The organism is Arthrobacter methylotrophus (genome assembly GCF_039539965.1).
Taxonomy (GTDB): domain Bacteria; phylum Actinomycetota; class Actinomycetes; order Actinomycetales; family Micrococcaceae; genus Arthrobacter; species Arthrobacter methylotrophus.
The window spans coordinates 4,366,944-4,386,583 of the sequence record NZ_BAABED010000001.1 but is presented as its reverse complement, the minus strand read 5'-3'; the positions used below and the strand labels follow the sequence as shown (position 1 = coordinate 4,386,583).

Here is a 19,640-nt window from a genome sequence, read left to right as displayed (position 1 = left end):
TCCAGGAACCAAACAACTGAATAACAACACCACCATGTTGTAACCACAGTCTTCCCACCCCCCGCCAACACGGGGGGACGGGTAACAGGGTTACGGCGGTCATAGCGTGGGGGAAACGCCCGGTCCCATTCCGAACCCGGAAGCTAAGACCCACAGCGCCGATGGTACTGCACCCGGGAGGGTGTGGGAGAGTAGGACACCGCCGGACAACCATTAACGTTCAGGCCCCGACCACGATGTCGGGGCCTGAACCATTTAACCAACCAACCATACACAAGTGAGCGGGCGCCCGGACAGAACCCGGCATACGTGAGCGGGCGTCCGGACAGAACCCGGCATACGTGAGCGGGCGTCCGGACAGAACCCGGCATACGTGAGCGGGCGCCCGGACAGAACCCGGCATACGTGAGCGGGCGTCTAGCCCGAGAAGAAGTCCGAGAGCTCGGCGATGAGTTTGTCCGGTGCCCTGATCACTCCGTCGTGGCCGTGGCCGGGCAGGATGGTGTAGCTCGAGCCGGAGAGGACGTCGTGGATCTGGCCACAGGCCACTCCGAAGTAGGCCGGGCTCTTTTCCCCCACCACAATGAGCGTCTCGAGCGGGAGTTCGAGGAAGGGTTCTGCGGGCATGTCAGCGGCGATGACTGCCTTGATCTCCCGGACACCGGCCTGCATGAGTTCGCGCATCTGTTTGCCCATGGGGGTCCCGGCCGTTAGCTTGTTGACGAGCGTCAGCATGGACAGCGGCATCCTTGCGAAGGCGCCTTCCGTTTCGACGCCCTTCACGAGAACAGCGAGCCCGCGGTCAAAGTCTCCGGCCGCCGTCGCGCGCTCGTATTCGCTCGTCCAATCGGCTTTCACGCTGTGGTTGACGGAGACGGCGGGGTCGTAGACCGCCAGGCGTTCCACGGGCAGCGTGCGCGCCGCGTGAAGTGCCACTGCGCCTCCGAAACTGTGGCCGAAGACGTCGGTGCTGGCCGTGTGCTTCATGACTTCGGAAAGATCCCGGATGTCGACGTCCAGGGTGTAGTCCTCGGGTTGTGGTGACGATTCGCCACGGCCACGGCGGTTGAATGTGTGCACGGGTCGGCCAAGGGCAGCACTGAGTTTCTGGGCGAACTTGGAGTAGTCTGCTGCGGTCACCATCGAGGCCGGCACGACGATGACGCCGGAGCCGGCAGCGGCCCGTTCACCGCCCGTCGTGAAGAGCTCGAGGGTTCCGCCGTCGGCCGTTGTGATGTTCTCGCGCGTCATGCTTCGAGCCTAACGGAGCCGCAGGGTTCCGTCAGTTCCTGAAATAGCTGGAAATGTCCGTCACGAGTTCCTTGACCGCAGCTGGTATGGACCCGTGGAAGCCTTTCGGCGACACCACGATCGTGCTTCCTGGGACCGCTGCGTACAGTCTCTCGGCGATGACCTTGTAGTACTCCGGGCTCTTGCTACCCACCATGAACCGCGTGCTTCGGGGAAGCACGGAGAAGTCCCGGGGGCGTGCGGCCTCGTTGTAGGCGGCTTTGAGCTCGGCTACGCCCGTTGGCATGAGTTCCCTGAGCATCTTATTGACCTTGGTGTGGGAAACGACGGCCATGAGCCCTGCCAAGATGGGCTCCGGTATGCGGGCCAAGGCCGTCCCGGGTTGCATTCCCCGCTTCATCCTGGCGATGGCGCGCCCCACCTTCCCGCTATCCACAGATTGGGCAAAGCCGTCCAGCCAGCCGGTGTCCACGCTCCCGTCGATATTCACGGCGGCGTCGTAGACAGCAAGCTTGTCCGGCTCGTAGCTGGTTCCCGCAAACTCCTGGACAGCGTTCAGCGCCACGGACCCGCCTAGGCTGTGGCCGAGGAGGTTTCTGGCTCCTGTTGCGTCCATGATGCTGCGGACGTCCGAGATTTCCGTGGCCATGGAATAGTTTGCGGGTAGTTCCGATGAGCTGCCCCGACCCCTGCGATCGTAGACGTCGACCGCCCAGTCCTCGCCGAGTCCCTTGGACAGCGCCATGGAAAAAGGCCGGTAGATGAGTGCGGTCAGGAACGCGCCGCCAATGAGCACCACCCGGCGCTCTCCGGGGGCATCCACCGAGCCGTAACTGTATAAGGCGAGTTTGCCGCCGTCGGGCGTTGGGACCTCACGTTCTCTCACCGTTTCATCCTAGGGCGGGGCTGTCGTCGCCCCTCCCTCTGGCTAGGTAGCGGGCAATTCTGACCGCGAGCTGCTTCCCCGGCCTGAGGGGACCTTCGTGGAATTGCAAGGGGACTACCGCGAAATCCACCACTGGAACGGCATCCGCGAGCTGCCCGGCGATTTCGGCAAAGTACGCCGGACTCCACCCTCCGCTGAGCATCAGGGTTGGTGTTTTCAACTCCGCAAAGTCTTGAATATGCGAGTCGGTGTCGATGATCGCCCGCATCTCCAGTACCGCCGTCGGCAGCAGCTCCCTCATCTCGGATCCTAACCTCGTCTTGGCGGAGAGGATGCTGATCACCCGCAAGGCCCTGAGCGGCAAATACGAAATCGGGCCGGCCGTGCCTAGCCCCTGGACCAAATGCGCCCACCCATGGTCGAGTTGGCCGGCCGTGACGGCTGCTTCCAGTTGCGGTCGCCAGCGCCCGTTCAAGTTGCCGGAGAGGGAAACAGCGGCGTCGTACGTGACGAGGCGTGAAATGGGTGCGCGCAAGGCTGCCTGGAGCGCCACGAATCCGCCGTAGCTGTGCCCAACAACATCTGTGGATCCGCTCGCCTCCATGACGGAAAGCAAATCGCTGGTCTCCGTCGCGGCGGAGTAGTCAGGCGGTTGCGGTGCCGAGCGGCCACGGCCGCGTCGGTTGTAGGAATGCACAGGCCGGCCAAGCAGGACGCTGAGGTTCCTCGCGAAGGGCCAGTAAAGCGAATCGGTCACCAAGGTGCCATGAACAAGTACGACGCCGGGGCCCTCCGCTGCGCTTTGAGCGCCGGGAATGGACGCCGCCGCCGCCGGTCGGAACGAATGCACCTCAAGGTGGCCGCCGTCGTCGCCCGTTTCAACTGTCCATGTCTCCACAGCCCGAGTCTATGTTGCCGTGAACGCAGAAAGGGAGGACTGGGGAACTCTCAGGAGGTGGATAGGGAACTCTAGGGAATCCCCGGTAAACTTAGGAATTGTGACTTCCGCAAACACCCCTTCCCCGCATACCTCCGCAGAGCCTGCCGACGCCAGCGAACAGATGCGCATCCGCATGGAAAAGCGCAGCAAGCTCATCGAGCGCGGCACAGAGGCCTACCCGGTGGGTGTTGAGCGGACTCATTCCCTCGCTGAGATCCGCGAAAAGTACGGCCACCTCCAAGCAGACGAAACCACCGGCGACACCGTTGGCATCACTGGCCGCGTCGTTTTTGTGCGTAATACCGGAAAGCTTTGCTTCGCCACCCTCCAGGAAGGCGGGGTTGACGGGAAGGGCGTGCGGCTTCAGGCCATGCTCAGCTTGGCAAACGTGGGCGAGGAAATGCTCGCGGACTGGAAAGCGCTGGTGGACCTGGGAGACCACGTTTTCATCAAGGGCGAGGTTATTTCCTCCCGGCGGGGCGAGCTGTCGGTGATGGCTGACTCCTGGTCCATGGCGTCCAAGGCGCTGCGGCCGCTGCCGGTGCTGCATGCGGAATTGAACGAGGAAACCCGCGTCAGGCAACGCTATGTTGACCTGATGGTCCGCGATGAGGCCCGGGAAATGGTCTACACCCGCGCTGCGATCATCCGCTCGATTCGCGACACTTTGGATCGGCGCGGTTATGTGGAGGTGGAGACCCCCATCTTGCAGCTCGTCCACGGTGGCGCGACGGCCCGTCCTTTCGAGACGCACATGAATGCTTTCGACCAGAAGATGACGCTGCGCATCGCCACCGAGCTTTTCCTCAAGCGCGCCGTGGTGGGTGGAATCGACCGCGTCTACGACATGGGCCGCGTCTTCCGCAACGAAGGCGTCGACTCCACGCACAGCCCCGAATTCACCACCTTGGAGTGCTACGAGGCGTGGGCAGACCAGTTCGTCATGGCCGAGCGCATGAAGGAAATCATCCTGAACGTCGCGGACGTCGTGGGCACCCGCACCATCCGGACCGACGCCGGAGAAATCGACCTCGACGGCGAATGGGCTTGGGTTGCCGTCTACCCGGGACTCTCCGCGGCGATCGGCGAGGAGATTACCCCCGACACCTCGGTGGTGGAGTTGCAGGCGATTGCCGCCAGGCACGAGGTCAAAGTGGATCCGAACTGGGACGTCGAAAAGGTTGTGGTCGAATTATTCGGCGAGATCGTCGAGCCCACACTGCTCAACCCCACCTTCGTCTACAACTACCCGCCTTCTGCGCAGCCCCTTGCGCGCCCGCATCGGGAGGACGGCCGGCTGATCGAGGCGTGGGACCTCATCATCGGCGGTATGGAACGGGGCACGGCATTCTCCGAGCTGATCGACCCCGTCATCCAGCGCGAACGCCTCACGGAGCAGTCGCGCCGTTCAGCCGCAGGCGACGTCGAAGCCATGCAGCTGGATGAGGACTTCCTGCGAGCCCTTGAGTACGGTGCTCCGCCCATGGGCGGCATCGGCCTCGGCATCGACCGCTTGGTCATGCTGTTCACCGGAGTAGGCATCCGGGAAACCATCTTGTTCCCACTCCTCAAGCCCGAAGGTCACTGACCATGGAATACATTGCCGTTCTTGCACCGTCCGTCGTGGTCGGGCTGCTCTTTTGGTTTGCCATGAAGGCTATCTTCAACGCAGACAAATCAGAGCGCCAAGCAGAAGCCCGCGCGCAGGAAGAAGCCGGATTCGGAATTTCGAAGCCGACTGGCGACGGTTCAACACCTGCCAATTAGCCCTTTCTTGGGGCTGCTCCACAAGATTTAATAGCGCCTTAGGCGACCTCTTTGACGTTCTCTTTGACGAGGTGCCATGACCTGGACGATAATCATTAATTAGCAGTCCAGCTATTCTGCATATCCGACACCTCCAAAAGAGAGTCCATTCATGGCACAGAAAGTCAAAATTATCCTCGTTGACGACCTGGACGAGGGCGCCGCGGATGAAACTATCCGCTTCGGGCTCGATGGAGTCAGTTACGAAATGGATCTGTCCAGTGCTAACGCGGCCAAGCTGCGGGACGCCCTTGGGCCCTTTGTAGCCAAGGCACGCAAGACCTCCACCGGTCGCGCAACGCGTAGTCGTGTTGCCGCGGGGAGAAATCAGGACTCCGCACAGATCCGTCAATGGGCCCGCGAGAACGGTTATACCGTAAACAGCCGTGGCCGTATTCAGGCTGAAATTCAGGAAGCCTACCAGAAGGCCAATTCCTGACACCTAGTATCAATACCCCGGCCCGAGGGCCGGGGTATTGTCATTTCCGCATCAGTTTCGCAGCTCGCTCGTGGAGCTGGCAGTATCGCGGCACTATCCGGCGGGGCTTGGAGCCGGACGTGGATATTCAGTATGTCGACACGACGTCTGCTGGGAAGAGCGACGGCGGTCGGCCGGCTCACGGGGGTGGCGGCGCGACTCCGCTTGCTTGGCCAAGCCCCTGGATGCAGCCTCCACGGGTGTCCTGAAGTTCGTTGATGGCGTGTGTCAACTTATTCCCTGCCACGGCATGTTTCCCCTGTGGCGAACACGCCCCAAAATTCCTGCGTTGCCACGTAGCATCAAAGTACGTCGTAGCTAGGAGTGTGGCGAAATGTTTGAGAGATTTACGGACCGTGCCCGTCGCGTTGTTGTGCTTGCCCAAGAAGAGGCACGCATGCTCAACCATAACTACATCGGTACCGAGCACATCCTCTTGGGTCTGATCCATGAGGGTGAAGGCGTTGCCGCCAAGGCGCTTGAGTCCCTGGGCATTTCGCTCGATGGAGTCCGCGAGCAAGTGCAGGAGATCATCGGCCAGGGCCAGCAAGCCCCGTCCGGTCACATCCCCTTTACCCCGCGCGCCAAGAAAGTGCTTGAGCTTTCGCTCCGGGAGGCCTTGCAGCTCGGCCACAACTACATCGGTACCGAGCACATCCTGCTTGGCCTCATCCGCGAGGGCGAAGGCGTTGCCGCGCAGGTCCTCGTCAAGCTTGGCGCCGACCTCAACCGCGTCCGCCAGCAGGTCATCCAGCTGCTCTCCGGCTACCAGGGCAAGGAAGCTGCGGGCTCCGGTTCGGGACCTGGCCAGCAGGAAGGCACGCCCGCTGGTTCGGTGGTGCTGGACCAGTTTGGCCGCAACCTGACCCAGGCTGCACGCGAAAACAAGCTCGATCCCGTGATCGGCCGCGAGCAGGAAATGGAACGCGTCATGCAGGTCCTTTCCCGCCGCACCAAGAACAACCCGGTGCTGATCGGTGAGCCCGGCGTCGGCAAGACCGCCGTCGTCGAAGGCCTCGCCCAGGCGATTGTCCGCGGTGACGTCCCGGAGACCATCAAGGACAAGCAGCTCTACACGCTTGACCTCGGTTCCCTCGTGGCCGGGTCCCGCTACCGTGGTGATTTCGAAGAGCGGCTGAAGAAGGTCCTGAAGGAAATCCGCACCCGCGGGGACATCATCCTCTTCATCGACGAGATCCACACCCTGGTCGGTGCCGGTGCTGCTGAGGGTGCCATCGATGCCGCATCGATCCTCAAGCCGATGCTGGCGCGTGGTGAACTCCAGACCATCGGTGCCACCACCCTGGACGAGTACCGCAAGCACATCGAGAAGGATGCCGCTCTGGAGCGCCGCTTCCAGCCGATCCAGGTCAAGGAGCCCTCCGTCGCGCACGCGATTGAGATCCTCAAGGGCCTGCGTGACCGCTACGAAGCACACCACCGTGTGACCATCACCGACGGCGCCCTTGCTTCTGCGGCAACGCTCGCCGAGCGCTACATCTCGGACCGCTTCCTGCCGGACAAGGCGATCGACCTGATCGACGAGGCCGGTGCACGCCTGCGCATTCGCCGCATGACGGCTCCGCCGGAGCTCAAAGCCATGGATGAGCGCATCGCCGAGGTCAAGATGGAGAAGGAATCGGCCATCGACGCCCAGGACTTCGAGGGTGCTGCCTCGCTGCGCGACAAGGAGCAGAAGCTCATTGCCGAGCGTGCCGAGAAGGAACGCAACTGGAAGTCCGGCGGTATGGACGATATCTCCGAGGTGGACGAAGAACTGATCGCCGAGGTGTTGGCAAATTCAACCGGTATCCCGGTCTTCAAGCTCACTGAGGAAGAATCCAGCCGTCTGCTGAAGATGGAAGACGAACTGCACAAGCGGGTTGTCGGTCAGGACGAGGCCATCCGTGCCCTCTCCCAGGCGATCCGTCGTACACGTGCAGGCCTGAAGGATCCCAAGCGGCCGGGTGGCTCGTTCATCTTCGCCGGACCCACCGGTGTCGGCAAGACCGAGCTCGCCAAGGCGCTGGCCGAATTCCTGTTCGGTGACGAGGACGCCCTCATCACGCTGGACATGTCCGAGTACTCCGAGAAGCACACGGTTTCGCGTCTCTTCGGTGCACCTCCGGGCTACGTTGGCTACGAAGAGGGTGGCCAGCTGACCGAGAAGGTCCGCCGTCGTCCGTTCTCCGTGGTGCTGTTCGACGAAGTGGAGAAGGCCCACGCCGATCTCTTCAACTCGCTGCTGCAGATCCTGGAAGACGGCCGCCTGACCGACTCCCAGGGCCGCGTGGTGGACTTCAAGAACACGGTGATCATCATGACCACCAACCTGGGCACCCGCGATATCTCCAAGAGCGTGGCAACGGGCTTCCAGTCCGGCACGGACACCACCACCGGGTACAACCGGATGCGTGCGCGGGTCACCGAAGAGCTCAAGCAGCACTTCCGCCCCGAGTTCCTCAACCGCGTTGACGACGTCGTGGTGTTCCCGCAGCTCACGCAGGACGAGATCATCGAGATCGTGGACCTGTTCGTCACGCGCCTCGAGGGCCGCCTCAAGGACAAGGACATGGGCATCGAGCTCACCACGGCCGCCAAGGTTCTCTTGGCGACCCGCGGCTACGATCCCGCCATGGGTGCCCGGCCGCTGCGCCGCACCATCCAGCGCGAGATCGAGGACCAGCTCTCCGAGAAGATCCTCTTCGGCGAGCTCCACCCGGGCGACATCGTGGTGGTCGACGTGGACGGCGAAGGCGATGAAGCGAAGTTCACCTTCGCGGGCAACGCCAAGCCTCGCATCCCGGAGATCGCTCCGAGCGCGTAAGTTTCGAACCAAGAGCCCCGTCCCCTCCCGAAAAGGAGCGGACGGGGTTTTTGCGTTCCTGGCGCTTAAAGGCCCAGGTCTGAAATAACTGTTTCACTCATAGTGAACCTTCTGTGATCTGTCCCACATTACGTGTTGAATCGGAGCATGGATTCGATTGCCTCAGAGACCCCGAGTGAACAACCCGAAACTCCGTTCCACGATCTGGACCACTACTTGGCCATCCCCCGGGTTAGCGGCCTGGCCCTTAGTCCAGACGGAAACCGCCTGGTCACGACGGTTTCCACCCTCAATGCCAAAGGAACTGAATACGTCACGGCTCTCTGGGAGCTTGATCCAGCGGGAAGAAAACACGCGCGCCGGATCACGCGCAGCGCCAAGGGCGAGACCGGTGCTGTATTTGCGGCAAACGGCGACCTCTATTTCACTTCCGCCCGTCCCGACCCGGACAGCCCCGAAACCGAGCCCGTGAGCGCATTGTGGCTTCTGCCTGCCGACGGCGGCGAGGCCCGGGTGGTGCACTCGCGTTCTGGCGGCGTCGGGGGCGTCATGGCCGCATCGGCCGCGGATGCCACTTTCGTCACTGCCTCGGTCCTGGCCGGTTCAAGCGACGAGGAAAACGACGAGGCGCGGCGGAAGAGCCGCAAGGACAACAAAGTAGCGGCCATTCTTCACGCGGGGTACCCGGTCCGCTATTGGGACGCCGATCTCGGCCCTGCCCAGCCCCGGCTGTTTGCCGTGGAAAACGGGGATGCTGCGGAGTCTGGAAAGCCAGCGACCGTGGACGCTACCGCGCCCCTGAAGCTGCGCAACCTGACTCCCGGCGTCGGCGGCAACCTCCGCAACACCCGGGCAGTGGTCAGTCCGAACGGGAAAACGATCTATACGAGCCTCGCCAAGCCGCTCGCGAAGGCGGATACACGCTTTGTACTCGCCGCCGTCGACATTGCCTCCGGGTCCCTCAAGGTGCTCCTTGATCATGAGGGAATGAGCTATTTTCCGGGCCCGGTCAGCCCTGATAACAACCTCCTTGCGGTCGTCAGCGAAAGCGACAGCACTCCCGGGAAGGCGCCCGAGGTCAAGCTCCATCTCCTCAACGTCTCGGCGGGAGAGAGCACCGACTTTGAACCGCTCGCGCCCGGCTGGGACCGCTGGGGCAGCCCGGCGGCTTGGCTTCCGGATGGGCGCTCGCTCCTCGTCACAGCCGACGACGACGGCGCCACGCCGGTTTTCCGGGTCGCCCTCGCCGGCGGTACGGTCACCCGCGTCACACAAGACACGGCGGCGTACACCGACGTCGTGGTTTCTCCGGACGGGCTGACCGCGTTCGCCTTGCGCAGCTCATATGAATTCCCGGCGGAGCCCGTCCGGATCGACCTTGGCACGGGGGACGTCGAGCGGCTTCCTGCGCCGGCCGAACGCCCAGCGATCAAAGGCTCGTTGGAGCGGGTGGAGACCAACGCGGCCGACGGATCGCGGATTCCGGCCTACCTCGCGCTCCCGGAAGGAGCATCGGAGGCGAACCCGGTGCCCCTGCTGTTGTGGATCCACGGTGGTCCCTTGGGCTCGTGGAATGCCTGGACGTGGCGGTGGAATCCTTGGCTGCTCGTGTCAAAAGGGTACGCCGTGCTGCTCCCGGACCCCGCACTGTCCACCGGGTACGGACAGCAATTCATCCAGCGCGGTTGGGGCGAATGGGGCAAAGCGCCGTTTACGGACCTCATGTCCATTACCGACGCGGTGGTCAGGCGGCCTGATATTGACCAGACGCGGACTGCCGCAATGGGCGGATCATTCGGCGGATACATGGCCAACTGGGTGGCGGGCCAGACGGACCGTTTCAAGGCGATCGTGACGCACGCCAGTTTGTGGGCCTTGGACCAGTTTGGGCCCACCACGGACGCCTCGCAGTATTGGCTCAAGGAAATGACCGCCGAGATGGCGATGGAAAACTCACCCCATCTCCACGTCGAAAAGATCAAAACCCCCATGTTGGTGATCCACGGTGACAAGGACTACCGGGTGCCAATCGGCGAGGGGCTGAGGCTTTGGTACGAGCTGCTTTCCAGCTCCGGGCTGCCGGCCGACGAGAACGGCGAGACACAACACCGTTTCCTGTACTTCCCGGACGAAAACCATTGGATCCTGCAGCCGCAGCACGCCAAGGTCTGGTACGGCGTTGTGGAGCACTTCCTGGCCAAGCAGGTGCTCGGACAGGACATCCCCGTTCCCGAGGAGCTCGGGCTATAGGGGTGCACATAGGATAGGGCTGTGACTTCGACCTTCAGTATCCGCCCTGCCCGCACTGGTGACGTTGCCGCGATTAAGAGGCTTGTGGCACCGCTGGCAGAGCAGCGAATCCTGATGGCCAAGGAAACAGTGGCCTACTACGAGAGCCTTCAGGAGTTTCGGATCGCCGAGTCGTCCGACGGCGAGGTGATTGGTTGCGGGGCCCTGCATGTCATGTGGGAAGATCTGGCCGAGGTGCGCACTTTGGCGGCGGAGGACAGTTGGCGGGGCAAGGGCGTAGGCCACGTCCTTGTTCAGCAGCTCTTGGAAGACGCGCGAGCATTGGGGGTAGCCAGGGTTTTCTGCCTGACGTTCGAAGTGGATTTCTTCAAGCGCCACGGATTCGAAGTCATGGCGGACCAGACCGCCGTCGACCCCCAGGTCTACTCGGAATTGCTCCGCTCCCATGACGAAGGCGTGGCCGAGTTCCTCGATTTGGCCCGGGTGAAGCCCAATACCTTGGGAAACACCCGAATGATCAAGGTCCTCTAGCTTCGAGTACTTCTCCTGGTTCTTAGCCAGGGGAGGCTGTGCCATCGGTTTTTCCGGGCTGCAGCTTTCTCTCCGGGGAGCAATCCCCTACCGTGCCCGGGGCGCTGGTAGTAGGGTCAAATCACCTACCAGCAACGCATCAGGAGCGCGCCATGAAAAAGCTCATCAACGATCCCCGTTCAGTGGTGGACGAGTCCGTCGAGGGTTTTGGCATGGCCCATGCCGACCTCGTGGATGTCCATACGGACCCCATCTATATCGTTCGAAAAGGTGCTCCGGTGGCTGGCAAAGTGGGACTTGTGTCGGGAGGGGGGAGTGGCCATGAGCCGCTTCATGCCGGCTTTGTGGGGCACGGAATGCTCGACGCCGCCGTGCCCGGTGCCGTCTTCACCTCGCCTACGCCGGACCAGATCATTCCGGCCACCGCGGCAGTGGATTCCGGGGCGGGCGTCATACACATTGTGAAGAACTACACCGGCGACGTTCTGAATTTCGAGACCGCGGCGGAGATGGCCCAGGCCGAAGGAATCAGCGTCCGCTCGGTTCTCGTCAATGACGACGTCGCGGTAGAAGACTCGCTGTACACGGCAGGCCGCCGTGGCGTGGGCGGAACCGTGCTGGTGGAAAAGATTGCCGGAGCAGCCGCTGAGCGGGGAGATTCCCTCGAGGCCGTCGCGGGTGTCGCGGAAGGGGTTGTCCGCAACGTACGCACCATGGGAGTGGCCCTGTCCGGATGCACCGTGCCACATGCCGGCGTACCGAGCTTCGAGCTTGCCGAAGACGAAATTGAAATCGGCATTGGCATTCACGGCGAGCCGGGCCGGCACCGGATCGCTATGGAGAGCGCCGACGGCATCACCAGCCGATTGTTGGAACCCGTACTGGAAGATCTGGGAATCAAAGCCGGAGAAGAAGTGCTGCTCTTTGTGAATGGAATGGGTGGCACGCCCCTCAGCGAGCTGTACATTGTGTACCGCCGCGCGGCCCGGATCCTCGCGGAAAGAGGGGCCAAAGTGGAACGCTCGCTGGTGGGCAACTACGTCACATCGCTGGAGATGCAGGGCTGCTCCATTTCGGTGCTGCGACTCGATGACGAACTAACGGCCCTCTGGGATGCCCCCGTCCACACTCCGGCCCTGCGTTGGGGGATGTGACAGTGGACTTGGGGGTCGACTGGGCGGTTCAGTGGTTGACGCTCTCCGCGCGGCTCATGTCCGAGCATCGTGAGGAGTTGATTGCCTTGGACCGTGCGATCGGCGACTCGGACCACGGCGAAAACATGGACCGCGGGTTCCGGGCCGTGATAGAGAAACTGGGCCAAACTCCACCGGAAACACCTGGCGCGGCACTTAAGCTGGCCGCGATGGCGCTGATGTCCAAGGTGGGCGGCGCCGCCGGTCCGCTCTACGGGACCGCGTATCTTCGCGCAGCCACGTCCCTGGGAGAACTTGCGGAAATCGACGCCGCTGCGCTCGCCGGAGCACTGACTGCGGCCCGCGACGGAATTGTTGCCCGAGGCAAGGCGGAATTGGGAGACAAAACGATGGTGGATGCTTGGTCCCCCGCTGTGGAAGCGGCGGATGAGGTCCTGGCCGATGGTGGAGATGCAGTGGCGGTGCTGGCTGCTGCGGCCGAGGCTGCAGAAGTGGGAGCCGTGACTACGGATCCCCTCATTGCCCGCAAGGGACGCGCGAGCTACCTCGGTGAACGCAGCGCCGGCCACCGCGATCCCGGGGCCGTATCGTCGGCATTGCTGTTGCGCGCAGCTGCCACTGCCGCCGGGTTCCCCGAAGGGTCTGCTGAATGACGGTCGGCTTGGTGGTGGTCTCGCACAGCCGGAAAATCGCCGAAGGCGCAGTGGAATTGGCTGCCCAGATGGCCCCCGATGTGAAGTTCTATGCCGTTGGTGGCACGGCCGATGGCCGGATCGGCACGGACCTGGAGAAGACAATAGCCGCCTTCGAGTCAGGTCTTACGGAGGCTTCAGGAGATGGTCTGGTGGTCTTGGCGGACCTTGGTTCCGCCGTCATGACCGCAGAATCAGCGACGGAGTTCTGCACCGAGCCGGACAAAGTCCTCCTTGCCGACGCGCCCTTGGTGGAAGGCCTCGTTGCGGCCGCCGTGGCTACGCAAGGTGGTGCCCTGGCCGCCGCCGTGAAGGCGGCCGCGGAATCGGTCCGATTCGGACCGGAGACCGCTTTTGATGCCGCGGGATCGCCACCATCCCAAGGGAAGGGTGAACCGGCGGAAAGCGGTGAATTCGAGCTCATCAACCCGATGGGAATGCATGCCAGGCCCGCGGCGAAAATTGCCGGTGGACTCGCTGGCTTGGACGTCGAGGCAACGGTGAACGGCGTCGACGGCACATCCGTCATGGAACTCATGAGCCTCGCCGTGGGCCAAGGCGGCAAGCTCAAAGTCGAAGCGCGGGGCAAGGATTCATCGAAAGCCGTGGATTACGTCAGGCGCCTCGTGGAACAGGGATTCGGCGAGATCTGAGGCGGGCGCGGAGCTTCTCGACTCAGGACTGCCGTAGGCCGTGGGCATCGAGCAGGAGGCTTGCTGTGATGACGGTCTGGCACTGCTCGCCCCAAGGCTTGGCGCTTTTCGGTTTAAAGTCCAGTGTCCTGACCGGCAAGATTCCGCCGGTTGCGTCCGAGCCGGTTACTTCGGCAGTGATGGGCGACGCCGTCAACGTCCCCATGCTCAGGGCACCGTAGAGGGTACCGTCCGGGGACGAGACGGCTGAGCAGGCCGAGCTGGGTTCGGGACTGCAGGATTGCGGGACCGCCACACTGCCCGGGCGCAATTCCAACTCAGCCTCATGGCATTTCCCGTCTTGGCAGGCTTTCACATGGATGGTCTTGACCATGGGTGCATAGTCTGCCGCAACCGTGAGGGACACCACCGGGGCAACCGCAATTGCCGGGCACGCGCTCACTTGAGGTTGGCAGCCTGACCAGAGTGCCGCCGTCGTGCTTAATGCGATAACGGCCCACAACCTGCGCATAATTTGAGGGTATCCCGCGGCGCTATGCCCGGAACGGGATGCCCGCAACTGGCAGGCACATCGTTATGACTATGGCAGTTTGGTTAAGGACCGGTGGGACGCAGATACTTTTTAGTCCGTTCGCTTGGCGTAAACGACATAGTTTTGTGTGGCACCGGCGTCGTTCAGCTGGAAGCAGGTCAGGAGCACCAGCCGCCCGGGCACGGCGGCCCAGAGGTCATCCCTTGACTCCAGGGTGGACTTCGCGTAACCGGCCGTAGAGGTGACCGTATAGTGGGTGACGCCCTCGAGGGTGGTGACCAGGACAGCGTCGCCGGGCTGCACCCGGCCCGCGCCGGCTTGGATGTCCATCAGAGCGTTGAAAGCTGCGTAGCCGAGGTTCCACGAGTGAGCGGCCAGATAGGTGGTATTTGTGGCTCCGGGCCCTGCCGGGCCGTAATCGCTGATCCAATAGGCGAAGCCGTTGGAGGGCGGATTGACCCGGTGGTCGGCGGGCAACGCCATGGGTAACACCGGAATATCCAGGGCCAGCCTCGGCACTTGCACCCGCACTGGCTGGCCGGGTCCGGCGGGAGCCCGTTCCAATTCTCGGGTTGCCGCCGCCTCTGCCTCCGCCGGGGTGCTGACCACGGGGGGCACTGTATCCGTCGTGCCGGCGGATGACGGCACCGGTTCGCTGCTCTGCCCGGGGACGGCGAGCAACGGCTGGGCCCCCGTCATCAGGGGAATTCCGTAAATGAGCACAACGGTCAGGCCCAGTGTGGTCAAGACACCGGCGGCAAGGTTCCGGATCCGGTGGCGAACGCGGGCGGTAGGTGAGGTTGCTCTTCGCATCTACCCGAAACGCCCGTTCACGTAGTCGCTGGTGCGCGGGTCCTGGGGGTAGTGGAACATGGCATCAGTTGGGCCGTGCTCCACGATCGCACCGGGGGCATTCTGCGCTGCAAGGAAGAACGCGCAGTTGTCGGAGATGCGCGCAGCCTGCTGCATGTTGTGCGTGACGATGACGACGGTGACAAGTCCCCGCAGCGACGCGATGGTTTCCTCGACACGGCGGGTGGACGTTGGGTCCAGCGCCGAGCACGGTTCGTCCATCAGCAGCACTCGCGGGGAAACGGCCAGGGACCGGGCGATGCAGAGCCTTTGCTGCTGGCCGCCTGACAGGCCGCCGCCTGGCTGGTGCAGCCGGTCTTTGACCTCTTCCCAGAGGGATGCCTTGCGCAGCGAATCCTCCACCAGGAAGTCCTTTTCGGCCCTGCCGGCTTTGATCCCAGCGAGCTTCAGGCCGGCGACGGTGTTCTCATAAATCGACATTGCAGGGAACGGATTGGCCTTCTGGAAGACCATGCCGATACTCCGGCGGGCGAGTGTAACCTGCCGGCCTGGATCGTAGATGTCCGAGCCGTCCAGCAGCACCTTGCCGGCGAGCGAAGCCGAAGGCACCATTTCGTGCATTCTGTTGAGGATCCGTAGGAAGGTGGATTTTCCGCAGCCGGAGGGACCGATCAGGGCTGTTACTTGTCCTGCGGCCATGTTCAGGGAGACGCGGTCCAGGACTTTTCGCTCACCGAACCAGGCGCTGACTGACTCCGCGTTGAGTTCGGCCGCCTCGCTGCCGGCGAACGGATCCTGGACGTCCTCGCCCTCGGTCGGATCGAAAACGGCCAGAGCGTGGCCGGGGGTTGATGGCATGGTCATGAGGGTTCTTTCTTTTGCGTATTCACTACAGCAGGTTCGGCAGCAGGAGACTGGCCTGCGTGCCGGTCAGCACGGACAGGGCACCCAGGGCGGGAAGGAAGACCAGCCACGTCTCCCGTTGACCCCACCGGTACCATGACCAGACGGCGGCCAGGGCGGCCAGAATCAGCAATTCCAGACACACCAGGAGCCCTACGAGGTCCGAGGTGTCGGATCCTAGGGGAAGTTCAGCGGGCTCCAGGGAGGCTGCATAGAGGACGGGTGGCGCCTTCGGTACAGCTTTTGAGAGCAGTTTCGCGTCAATCCGCAGAACCCCGTCGGGGAGGAACGCCGGCCCGGCCGCCGTGGTCAGCGTCAGGCGCCCTTCGTTACCGACGGGCAGGGCCGGGCCGGGGTCACCGGCGCGGCGCTGGCCGGTCACCTCGAACTCGGCCACGCCTAACCCGGTGGTGACAGTAAAACGTTCTCCCGGTGAAAGGCGTCCCAGCTGGCCAAAGGCTCCGCCATACGCGGCCGCCCTGCCCATGAGGACGCTCGTGCCGCTCTGTCCGGGCAGGGGAGTGTCCCGGCGATGGCCGACGCCATCCATCAGTTCCCGTGACGACGTTCCCTCGACCACTGTCTCCTGCACGTTCAAGGCAGGAATGGAGAGCAGTGCCAGCGGTGTCCCGGGGGCGACCAACCCTCCATCCTTGTCTGTCTGTCCCAGTGGGGCAGAGCCTTCCGCCAGGCTGGTCCGCAGCTCTTCAAACAACCGGGTTTGGCTCGTGGCATGCTGCACGTGGGAGATGATCACAATGTTGATGATCTGTCCGAAAAGGAGAACTGAGACCATCGCAAACCCCAGCGAAAGTGCCTTCTGGCCGGATGACGGCGGGAGCCTGACCGGTGTGGCCCGGCGTCTGGTCCGGGGGGCGCGACGCAGCCAGTCGAGCAGTCCACGATGTACCGGGCGTGGCCCGGTTTGGCGGCGTCCGGTGAGCGTCGCGATCATGCCTTCATGCCGCCCTTCCTGCGCGTGCGCCGGGATAAGGCCCCGGCGGCCAGTGGCGGAACAAACACGAGGAGGCCAACCAGGCCGCCGATGATCAGCAAGAGGTTCTGCGGTTGTCCCCACCCGCGGCTGGAGGCCAGCGTGGTGGTGACCGGCGTCAGCTGCTGGGCTGCCCCGGCACCGCCAGCAGCCCCGGCTGCTGCTGCGGCGCAGGTTCCGCTATCCGGGTCGCAGGCGGCCGCTCCAGCGGTTGGATCAGCCCCGGGAAGGTCCCCGCCGCCGGCCTGGGCCGAACCCCCTGCTGTGGCGGCGGCCGTTTCTGCTCCGGCGGTTACCGTGGCCCCGGCCGGACCTTGGTTGACGGCCGCGTCGACACCACGCCAGTTTGCCTGGCAGGCAGCGTCGCAGGCTTTGTCGAAGGGGGCCGTCCGCACGAGTTGGTTGGCTGAGGGGGAGTCGCCGGGCTTGAAAGTGGGATTGTTGCAGGCAGTTGCCGAGCCGCTTGAGACACTCGCCCGGGTTTCATCCATCTTGCGCATGGTGTCCTGGTCCACGCCCGGTATCTTGCGGATCTGTTCCATTCCGGCCAGGACGAGGTTCATGGGCAGCGGCGAGTATCCGAGTTGGCCCATGGGACGCTGCCCCTCGCACAAGGCGTAGTTTGCGAAGAATCCCAGCGTGGCCCCTTGGGCCGGGTTCACGGCATTGGTGGCCTGCGTGGGGACGATCATGTAGGAGTAGGCGGACATCGGGTAGGTGCGGGGGTCTTTGTAGCCATACACCGCAGAGAGGTCCTGGGAGAGATAGTTGGGCGAACCTTTGTCCTGGTTGATCTTCGCCTGGGTCAGGGCCACGGCCACTGCGTACTCGGTGGGCAGCGTGTAAAAGCCAGCTGCGTTCTTGACCTGCGCCACGGGGAAGCCGATCCCCTGGGCGTAGGAGTACTCGTCATAGTTGATCGTGTACTGATTGTTAGCCGTGTAGGTGGTGACGCCTTGGGAGCCGTTCTGTGCCACGAAGTTCTTCAGTCCCTGCGTGGGGTAGAAGGAGGTGGCGTGCTGAGGATCGCAGCCGGTGACCGCACACAACTTCGCGTAGTCGCCCGGGTATTGGCGCAAGAGCCACAGGGTGAACTGGGCTGTTGCCCCGGAGCCGTCCGAGCGGACAACGACGTTGATGGTTGCGTCCGGCAGTGCGACCCCTGGGTTGTCGGCGGCGACGATGGGATCGTTCCAGCGGGTGACCTGGCCGGTGAAGATTTTGGCGATGGCCGGCTGGGAGAGCTTGAGGCTGTTCATCCTCGAACTGCCGGCCTTGAGGTTGTACATGAACGCGGTGCCGCCGGCCACCACGGGCAGCATGCCGTAGGAGAACCCGGGCATGCTGTTGTCGCGCGGGTCCGCGGTGTCACCGCTATAGGGGATCTCGGAGATGGCGAACTGCTTCATCTGGTCCGCGAATTCCTTACGGCCGGTGGAGGACCCTTTGTTTTCGTAATCCACGGTCACCCCTTGGGCGCCGACCCGCGCAATCCAGTCCTGCAGAGCGTTGCCGGCCCAAGAGGAGCCGGAACCGCCGATGCGCAGGTAGTTGGCTGCATGCGCCGGCGCGAGGCCGGCCAGCACCAGGCCCAAGGACAATAGAATTCCCAGGACCGCCGGGAGGCTCCGTCGCTTGGAAAGGTGGCGGATCATTGGTTCTCCTGCAGGTTGTTGGAAGGGGCCGCACCCGGGTTCGCCAGCAGCTGGGCGTGGTTGCGTTCGATGCGCGGTAGCTCGCGCCGGGACTTCGCGGCCGCTCGGCGAGCCTGGCCCGGCGTTTGCTTCCCCGGGTCCTGCCCGCCAATGATCCGGGCCAAGATGAATAGCACCAGCACCACGAACAGCAGGAATGCGGCGGTGGCGAAGCCGCGCGCAACCATCCCCGGCACCGGGGAACGGACATAGTCCAGTGCTGCCAGCGGCAGCGGGGTCTGGGGCCCGGAGAACGGATTGGCATTCATTACTCCGGTAAAGCCGGACGTGAGTAGAACCGGGGCTGTTTCCCCGATTCCGTGGGCCGTCGCCAGGATGATGGCGGTGGTCAGGCCCGAGCGGACCGTCGGCAACACGATGTGCCACACCACACGCCACTGGCCCGCGCCCAGGGCCAGGCCTGCCTCGCGCAGATTTCCTGGCACCAGGCGGAGCACGACGTCGGCCGAGCGGATCATGATCGGCAGCATCAGGACGGTGATTGCCAGCGAAGCGGCAAAACCGTTGGTCTGATGGGTGATGGACATGACCACAGCGGCGTAAATGAACAGGCCCGCTACGACCGACGGGAGCGCCGTCATCGCCTCAACAACCGTACGCACGATGCGCGCCAACCGTCCGCCGACCTCGTTGAGGAATACCGCCGTCGTCAGTCCCAGCGGGATGGTGATGGCAAGGGCGATGGCAATCTGTTCCAGCGTTCCTACGAGGGCATGCAGGACACCGCCTTGGTCCAGTCCGGACAATGGCCCGGCGCCGGACATGTCCGTGGTGAAGAAATTGAGGTGGAACAAGGCGTCCTGGCCTCGGGCGAACGTGAACACGACCACGAGGCCAAGCGTGCCCGCGACGGCGGCACCGGCGGAGCTGAGCAGGATTGTCAGCAGGCCATTGCGTACTGCCGGAGCCGGTTGACGCAGGTACACCAGCGCGGTGTACAACAGCAGGAACCACAGGTAGGAGACGATGAACAACCAGCCCAGGGGAATCAGTCCGAGCGCTACGGTCAACAGGAGGCCCATGCCGAAGCCGCCGGCGGCTGAGCCGGACAGCGTCAGGACGTGGGTACGGCCGGCTCCCGGCCGTACCCGGGCCTCTTCAGGGCCGGTGGAAGGTTTGGCCAGCAGCGGGAGTATGGTAGCCGGGCGGAGCGGCTCGGCGGCGGTGGGCAGCGGGCTCACATGGATGGCGGGCCCGTCGTCGGTTGTGGTCATG

The 19,640-nt window shown here is 63.6% G+C and carries 18 protein-coding genes and 1 rRNA gene; 10 read left to right on the top strand and 9 right to left on the bottom strand.

Going from position 1 to position 19,640, the window contains the following annotated elements:
- Positions 1-91 precede the first annotated feature (91 nt).
- A 5S ribosomal RNA gene (rrf, locus tag ABD884_RS22625) occupies positions 92-208 on the top strand.
- Positions 209-417: 209 nt separating this feature from the next.
- Here rrf and ABD884_RS22620 read toward each other — a convergent pair.
- From ABD884_RS22620 to ABD884_RS22610, 3 genes are read right to left on the bottom strand one after another with little or no spacing between them, the layout of a single operon-like run.
- Positions 418-1,251, bottom strand: a complete 834-nt coding sequence (locus ABD884_RS22620; protein ID WP_345052303.1) for an alpha/beta fold hydrolase — start codon at positions 1,249-1,251, stop codon at positions 418-420.
- A gap of 31 nt (positions 1,252-1,282) precedes the next feature.
- Entirely contained in the window at positions 1,283-2,137 is an 855-nt protein-coding gene (locus ABD884_RS22615) for an alpha/beta fold hydrolase (RefSeq protein ID WP_345052297.1), read from the bottom strand.
- Between the two features lie 4 nt (positions 2,138-2,141).
- Positions 2,142-3,035 carry an alpha/beta fold hydrolase gene (locus ABD884_RS22610; RefSeq protein ID WP_345052291.1) on the bottom strand — a complete coding sequence of 298 codons (894 nt, stop codon included), beginning with the start codon at positions 3,033-3,035 and terminating at the stop codon, positions 2,142-2,144.
- Between the two features lie 100 nt (positions 3,036-3,135).
- On the opposite strand from ABD884_RS22610, the gene lysS reads away from it, so the two are divergent.
- The 9 genes from lysS (at position 3,136) to dhaM (ending at position 13,468) form a co-directional block, all read left to right on the top strand.
- Positions 3,136-4,665 (top strand): lysine--tRNA ligase, encoded by a 1,530-nt coding sequence (gene lysS, locus ABD884_RS22605; RefSeq protein ID WP_345052287.1) that lies wholly within the window; start codon positions 3,136-3,138, stop codon positions 4,663-4,665.
- A gap of 2 nt (positions 4,666-4,667) precedes the next feature.
- Complete coding sequence (locus ABD884_RS22600; protein ID WP_197023346.1) at positions 4,668-4,844, top strand: hypothetical protein; 177 nt, start codon at positions 4,668-4,670, stop codon at positions 4,842-4,844.
- Between the two features lie 151 nt (positions 4,845-4,995).
- Entirely contained in the window at positions 4,996-5,322 is a 327-nt protein-coding gene (locus ABD884_RS22595) for a histone-like nucleoid-structuring protein Lsr2 (protein ID WP_028267996.1), read from the top strand.
- Positions 5,323-5,695: 373 nt separating this feature from the next.
- Positions 5,696-8,188, top strand: a complete 2,493-nt coding sequence (locus ABD884_RS22590; protein ID WP_345052276.1) for an ATP-dependent Clp protease ATP-binding subunit — start codon at positions 5,696-5,698, stop codon at positions 8,186-8,188.
- A gap of 147 nt (positions 8,189-8,335) precedes the next feature.
- Positions 8,336-10,438, top strand: a complete 2,103-nt coding sequence (locus tag ABD884_RS22585; RefSeq protein ID WP_345052273.1) for a S9 family peptidase — start codon at positions 8,336-8,338, stop codon at positions 10,436-10,438.
- A gap of 21 nt (positions 10,439-10,459) precedes the next feature.
- Positions 10,460-10,969, top strand: a complete 510-nt coding sequence (locus ABD884_RS22580; protein WP_028267999.1) for an amino-acid N-acetyltransferase — start codon at positions 10,460-10,462, stop codon at positions 10,967-10,969.
- Between the two features lie 152 nt (positions 10,970-11,121).
- The gene (gene dhaK / locus ABD884_RS22575; RefSeq protein WP_345052266.1) at positions 11,122-12,123 is read left to right on the top strand and encodes a dihydroxyacetone kinase subunit DhaK; all 1,002 of its coding nucleotides are present in this window, start codon (positions 11,122-11,124) and stop codon (positions 12,121-12,123) included.
- A 2-nt stretch (positions 12,124-12,125) separates the two neighbouring features.
- A complete protein-coding gene (gene dhaL, locus ABD884_RS22570) occupies positions 12,126-12,776 on the top strand; it encodes a dihydroxyacetone kinase subunit DhaL (RefSeq protein ID WP_028268001.1) in 651 nt (216 codons plus the stop codon).
- Positions 12,773-13,468 (top strand): dihydroxyacetone kinase phosphoryl donor subunit DhaM, encoded by a 696-nt coding sequence (gene dhaM / locus ABD884_RS22565; protein ID WP_345052261.1) that lies wholly within the window; start codon positions 12,773-12,775, stop codon positions 13,466-13,468. The genes dhaL and dhaM overlap by 4 nt, the downstream gene beginning before the upstream one ends.
- A 22-nt stretch (positions 13,469-13,490) precedes the next feature.
- On the opposite strand, the gene ABD884_RS22560 is transcribed toward dhaM, so the two are convergent.
- From ABD884_RS22560 to ABD884_RS22535, 6 genes are all read right to left on the bottom strand, one after another.
- Positions 13,491-13,979: a hypothetical protein gene (locus ABD884_RS22560; RefSeq protein ID WP_345052258.1), complete on the bottom strand. Its 489-nt coding sequence runs from the start codon at positions 13,977-13,979 to the stop codon at positions 13,491-13,493.
- A 111-nt stretch (positions 13,980-14,090) separates the two neighbouring features.
- Entirely contained in the window at positions 14,091-14,813 is a 723-nt protein-coding gene (locus ABD884_RS22555; RefSeq protein ID WP_345052253.1) for a class F sortase, read from the bottom strand.
- Positions 14,814-15,671 (bottom strand): phosphate ABC transporter ATP-binding protein, encoded by an 858-nt coding sequence (locus ABD884_RS22550; protein ID WP_345052249.1) that lies wholly within the window; start codon positions 15,669-15,671, stop codon positions 14,814-14,816.
- Between the two features lie 31 nt (positions 15,672-15,702).
- Positions 15,703-16,671, bottom strand: coding sequence for a sortase (locus tag ABD884_RS22545; RefSeq protein WP_345052244.1), 969 nt, complete (start codon positions 16,669-16,671; stop codon positions 15,703-15,705).
- Positions 16,668-18,365: a substrate-binding domain-containing protein gene (locus ABD884_RS22540; RefSeq protein WP_345052239.1), complete on the bottom strand. Its 1,698-nt coding sequence runs from the start codon at positions 18,363-18,365 to the stop codon at positions 16,668-16,670. Before ABD884_RS22540 ends, ABD884_RS22545 begins: the two co-directional genes overlap by 4 nt.
- Positions 18,362-19,639 carry a PstA family ABC transporter permease gene (locus ABD884_RS22535; RefSeq protein ID WP_345052236.1) on the bottom strand — a complete coding sequence of 426 codons (1,278 nt, stop codon included), beginning with the start codon at positions 19,637-19,639 and terminating at the stop codon, positions 18,362-18,364. Before ABD884_RS22535 ends, ABD884_RS22540 begins: the two co-directional genes overlap by 4 nt.
- Position 19,640 lies beyond the last annotated feature (1 nt).

Coding starts and splice junctions, on each gene's coding strand:
- dhaM (WP_345052261.1), top strand. CDS start 12,773: ATGACGGTCGGCTTGGTGGTGGTCTCGCACAGCCGGAAAATCGCCGAA.
- ABD884_RS22535 (WP_345052236.1), bottom strand. CDS start 19,639: ATGACCACAACCGACGACGGGCCCGCCATCCATGTGAGCCCGCTGCCC.
- ABD884_RS22555 (WP_345052253.1), bottom strand. CDS start 14,813: ATGCGAAGAGCAACCTCACCTACCGCCCGCGTTCGCCACCGGATCCGG.
- dhaK (WP_345052266.1), top strand. CDS start 11,122: ATGAAAAAGCTCATCAACGATCCCCGTTCAGTGGTGGACGAGTCCGTC.
- ABD884_RS22595 (WP_028267996.1), top strand. CDS start 4,996: ATGGCACAGAAAGTCAAAATTATCCTCGTTGACGACCTGGACGAGGGC.
- ABD884_RS22540 (WP_345052239.1), bottom strand. CDS start 18,365: ATGATCCGCCACCTTTCCAAGCGACGGAGCCTCCCGGCGGTCCTGGGA.
- ABD884_RS22590 (WP_345052276.1), top strand. CDS start 5,696: ATGTTTGAGAGATTTACGGACCGTGCCCGTCGCGTTGTTGTGCTTGCC.
- ABD884_RS22600 (WP_197023346.1), top strand. CDS start 4,668: ATGGAATACATTGCCGTTCTTGCACCGTCCGTCGTGGTCGGGCTGCTC.
- ABD884_RS22620 (WP_345052303.1), bottom strand. CDS start 1,251: ATGACGCGCGAGAACATCACAACGGCCGACGGCGGAACCCTCGAGCTC.
- ABD884_RS22550 (WP_345052249.1), bottom strand. CDS start 15,671: ATGCCATCAACCCCCGGCCACGCTCTGGCCGTTTTCGATCCGACCGAG.
- ABD884_RS22560 (WP_345052258.1), bottom strand. CDS start 13,979: ATGCGCAGGTTGTGGGCCGTTATCGCATTAAGCACGACGGCGGCACTC.
- ABD884_RS22545 (WP_345052244.1), bottom strand. CDS start 16,671: ATGATCGCGACGCTCACCGGACGCCGCCAAACCGGGCCACGCCCGGTA.
- ABD884_RS22585 (WP_345052273.1), top strand. CDS start 8,336: ATGGATTCGATTGCCTCAGAGACCCCGAGTGAACAACCCGAAACTCCG.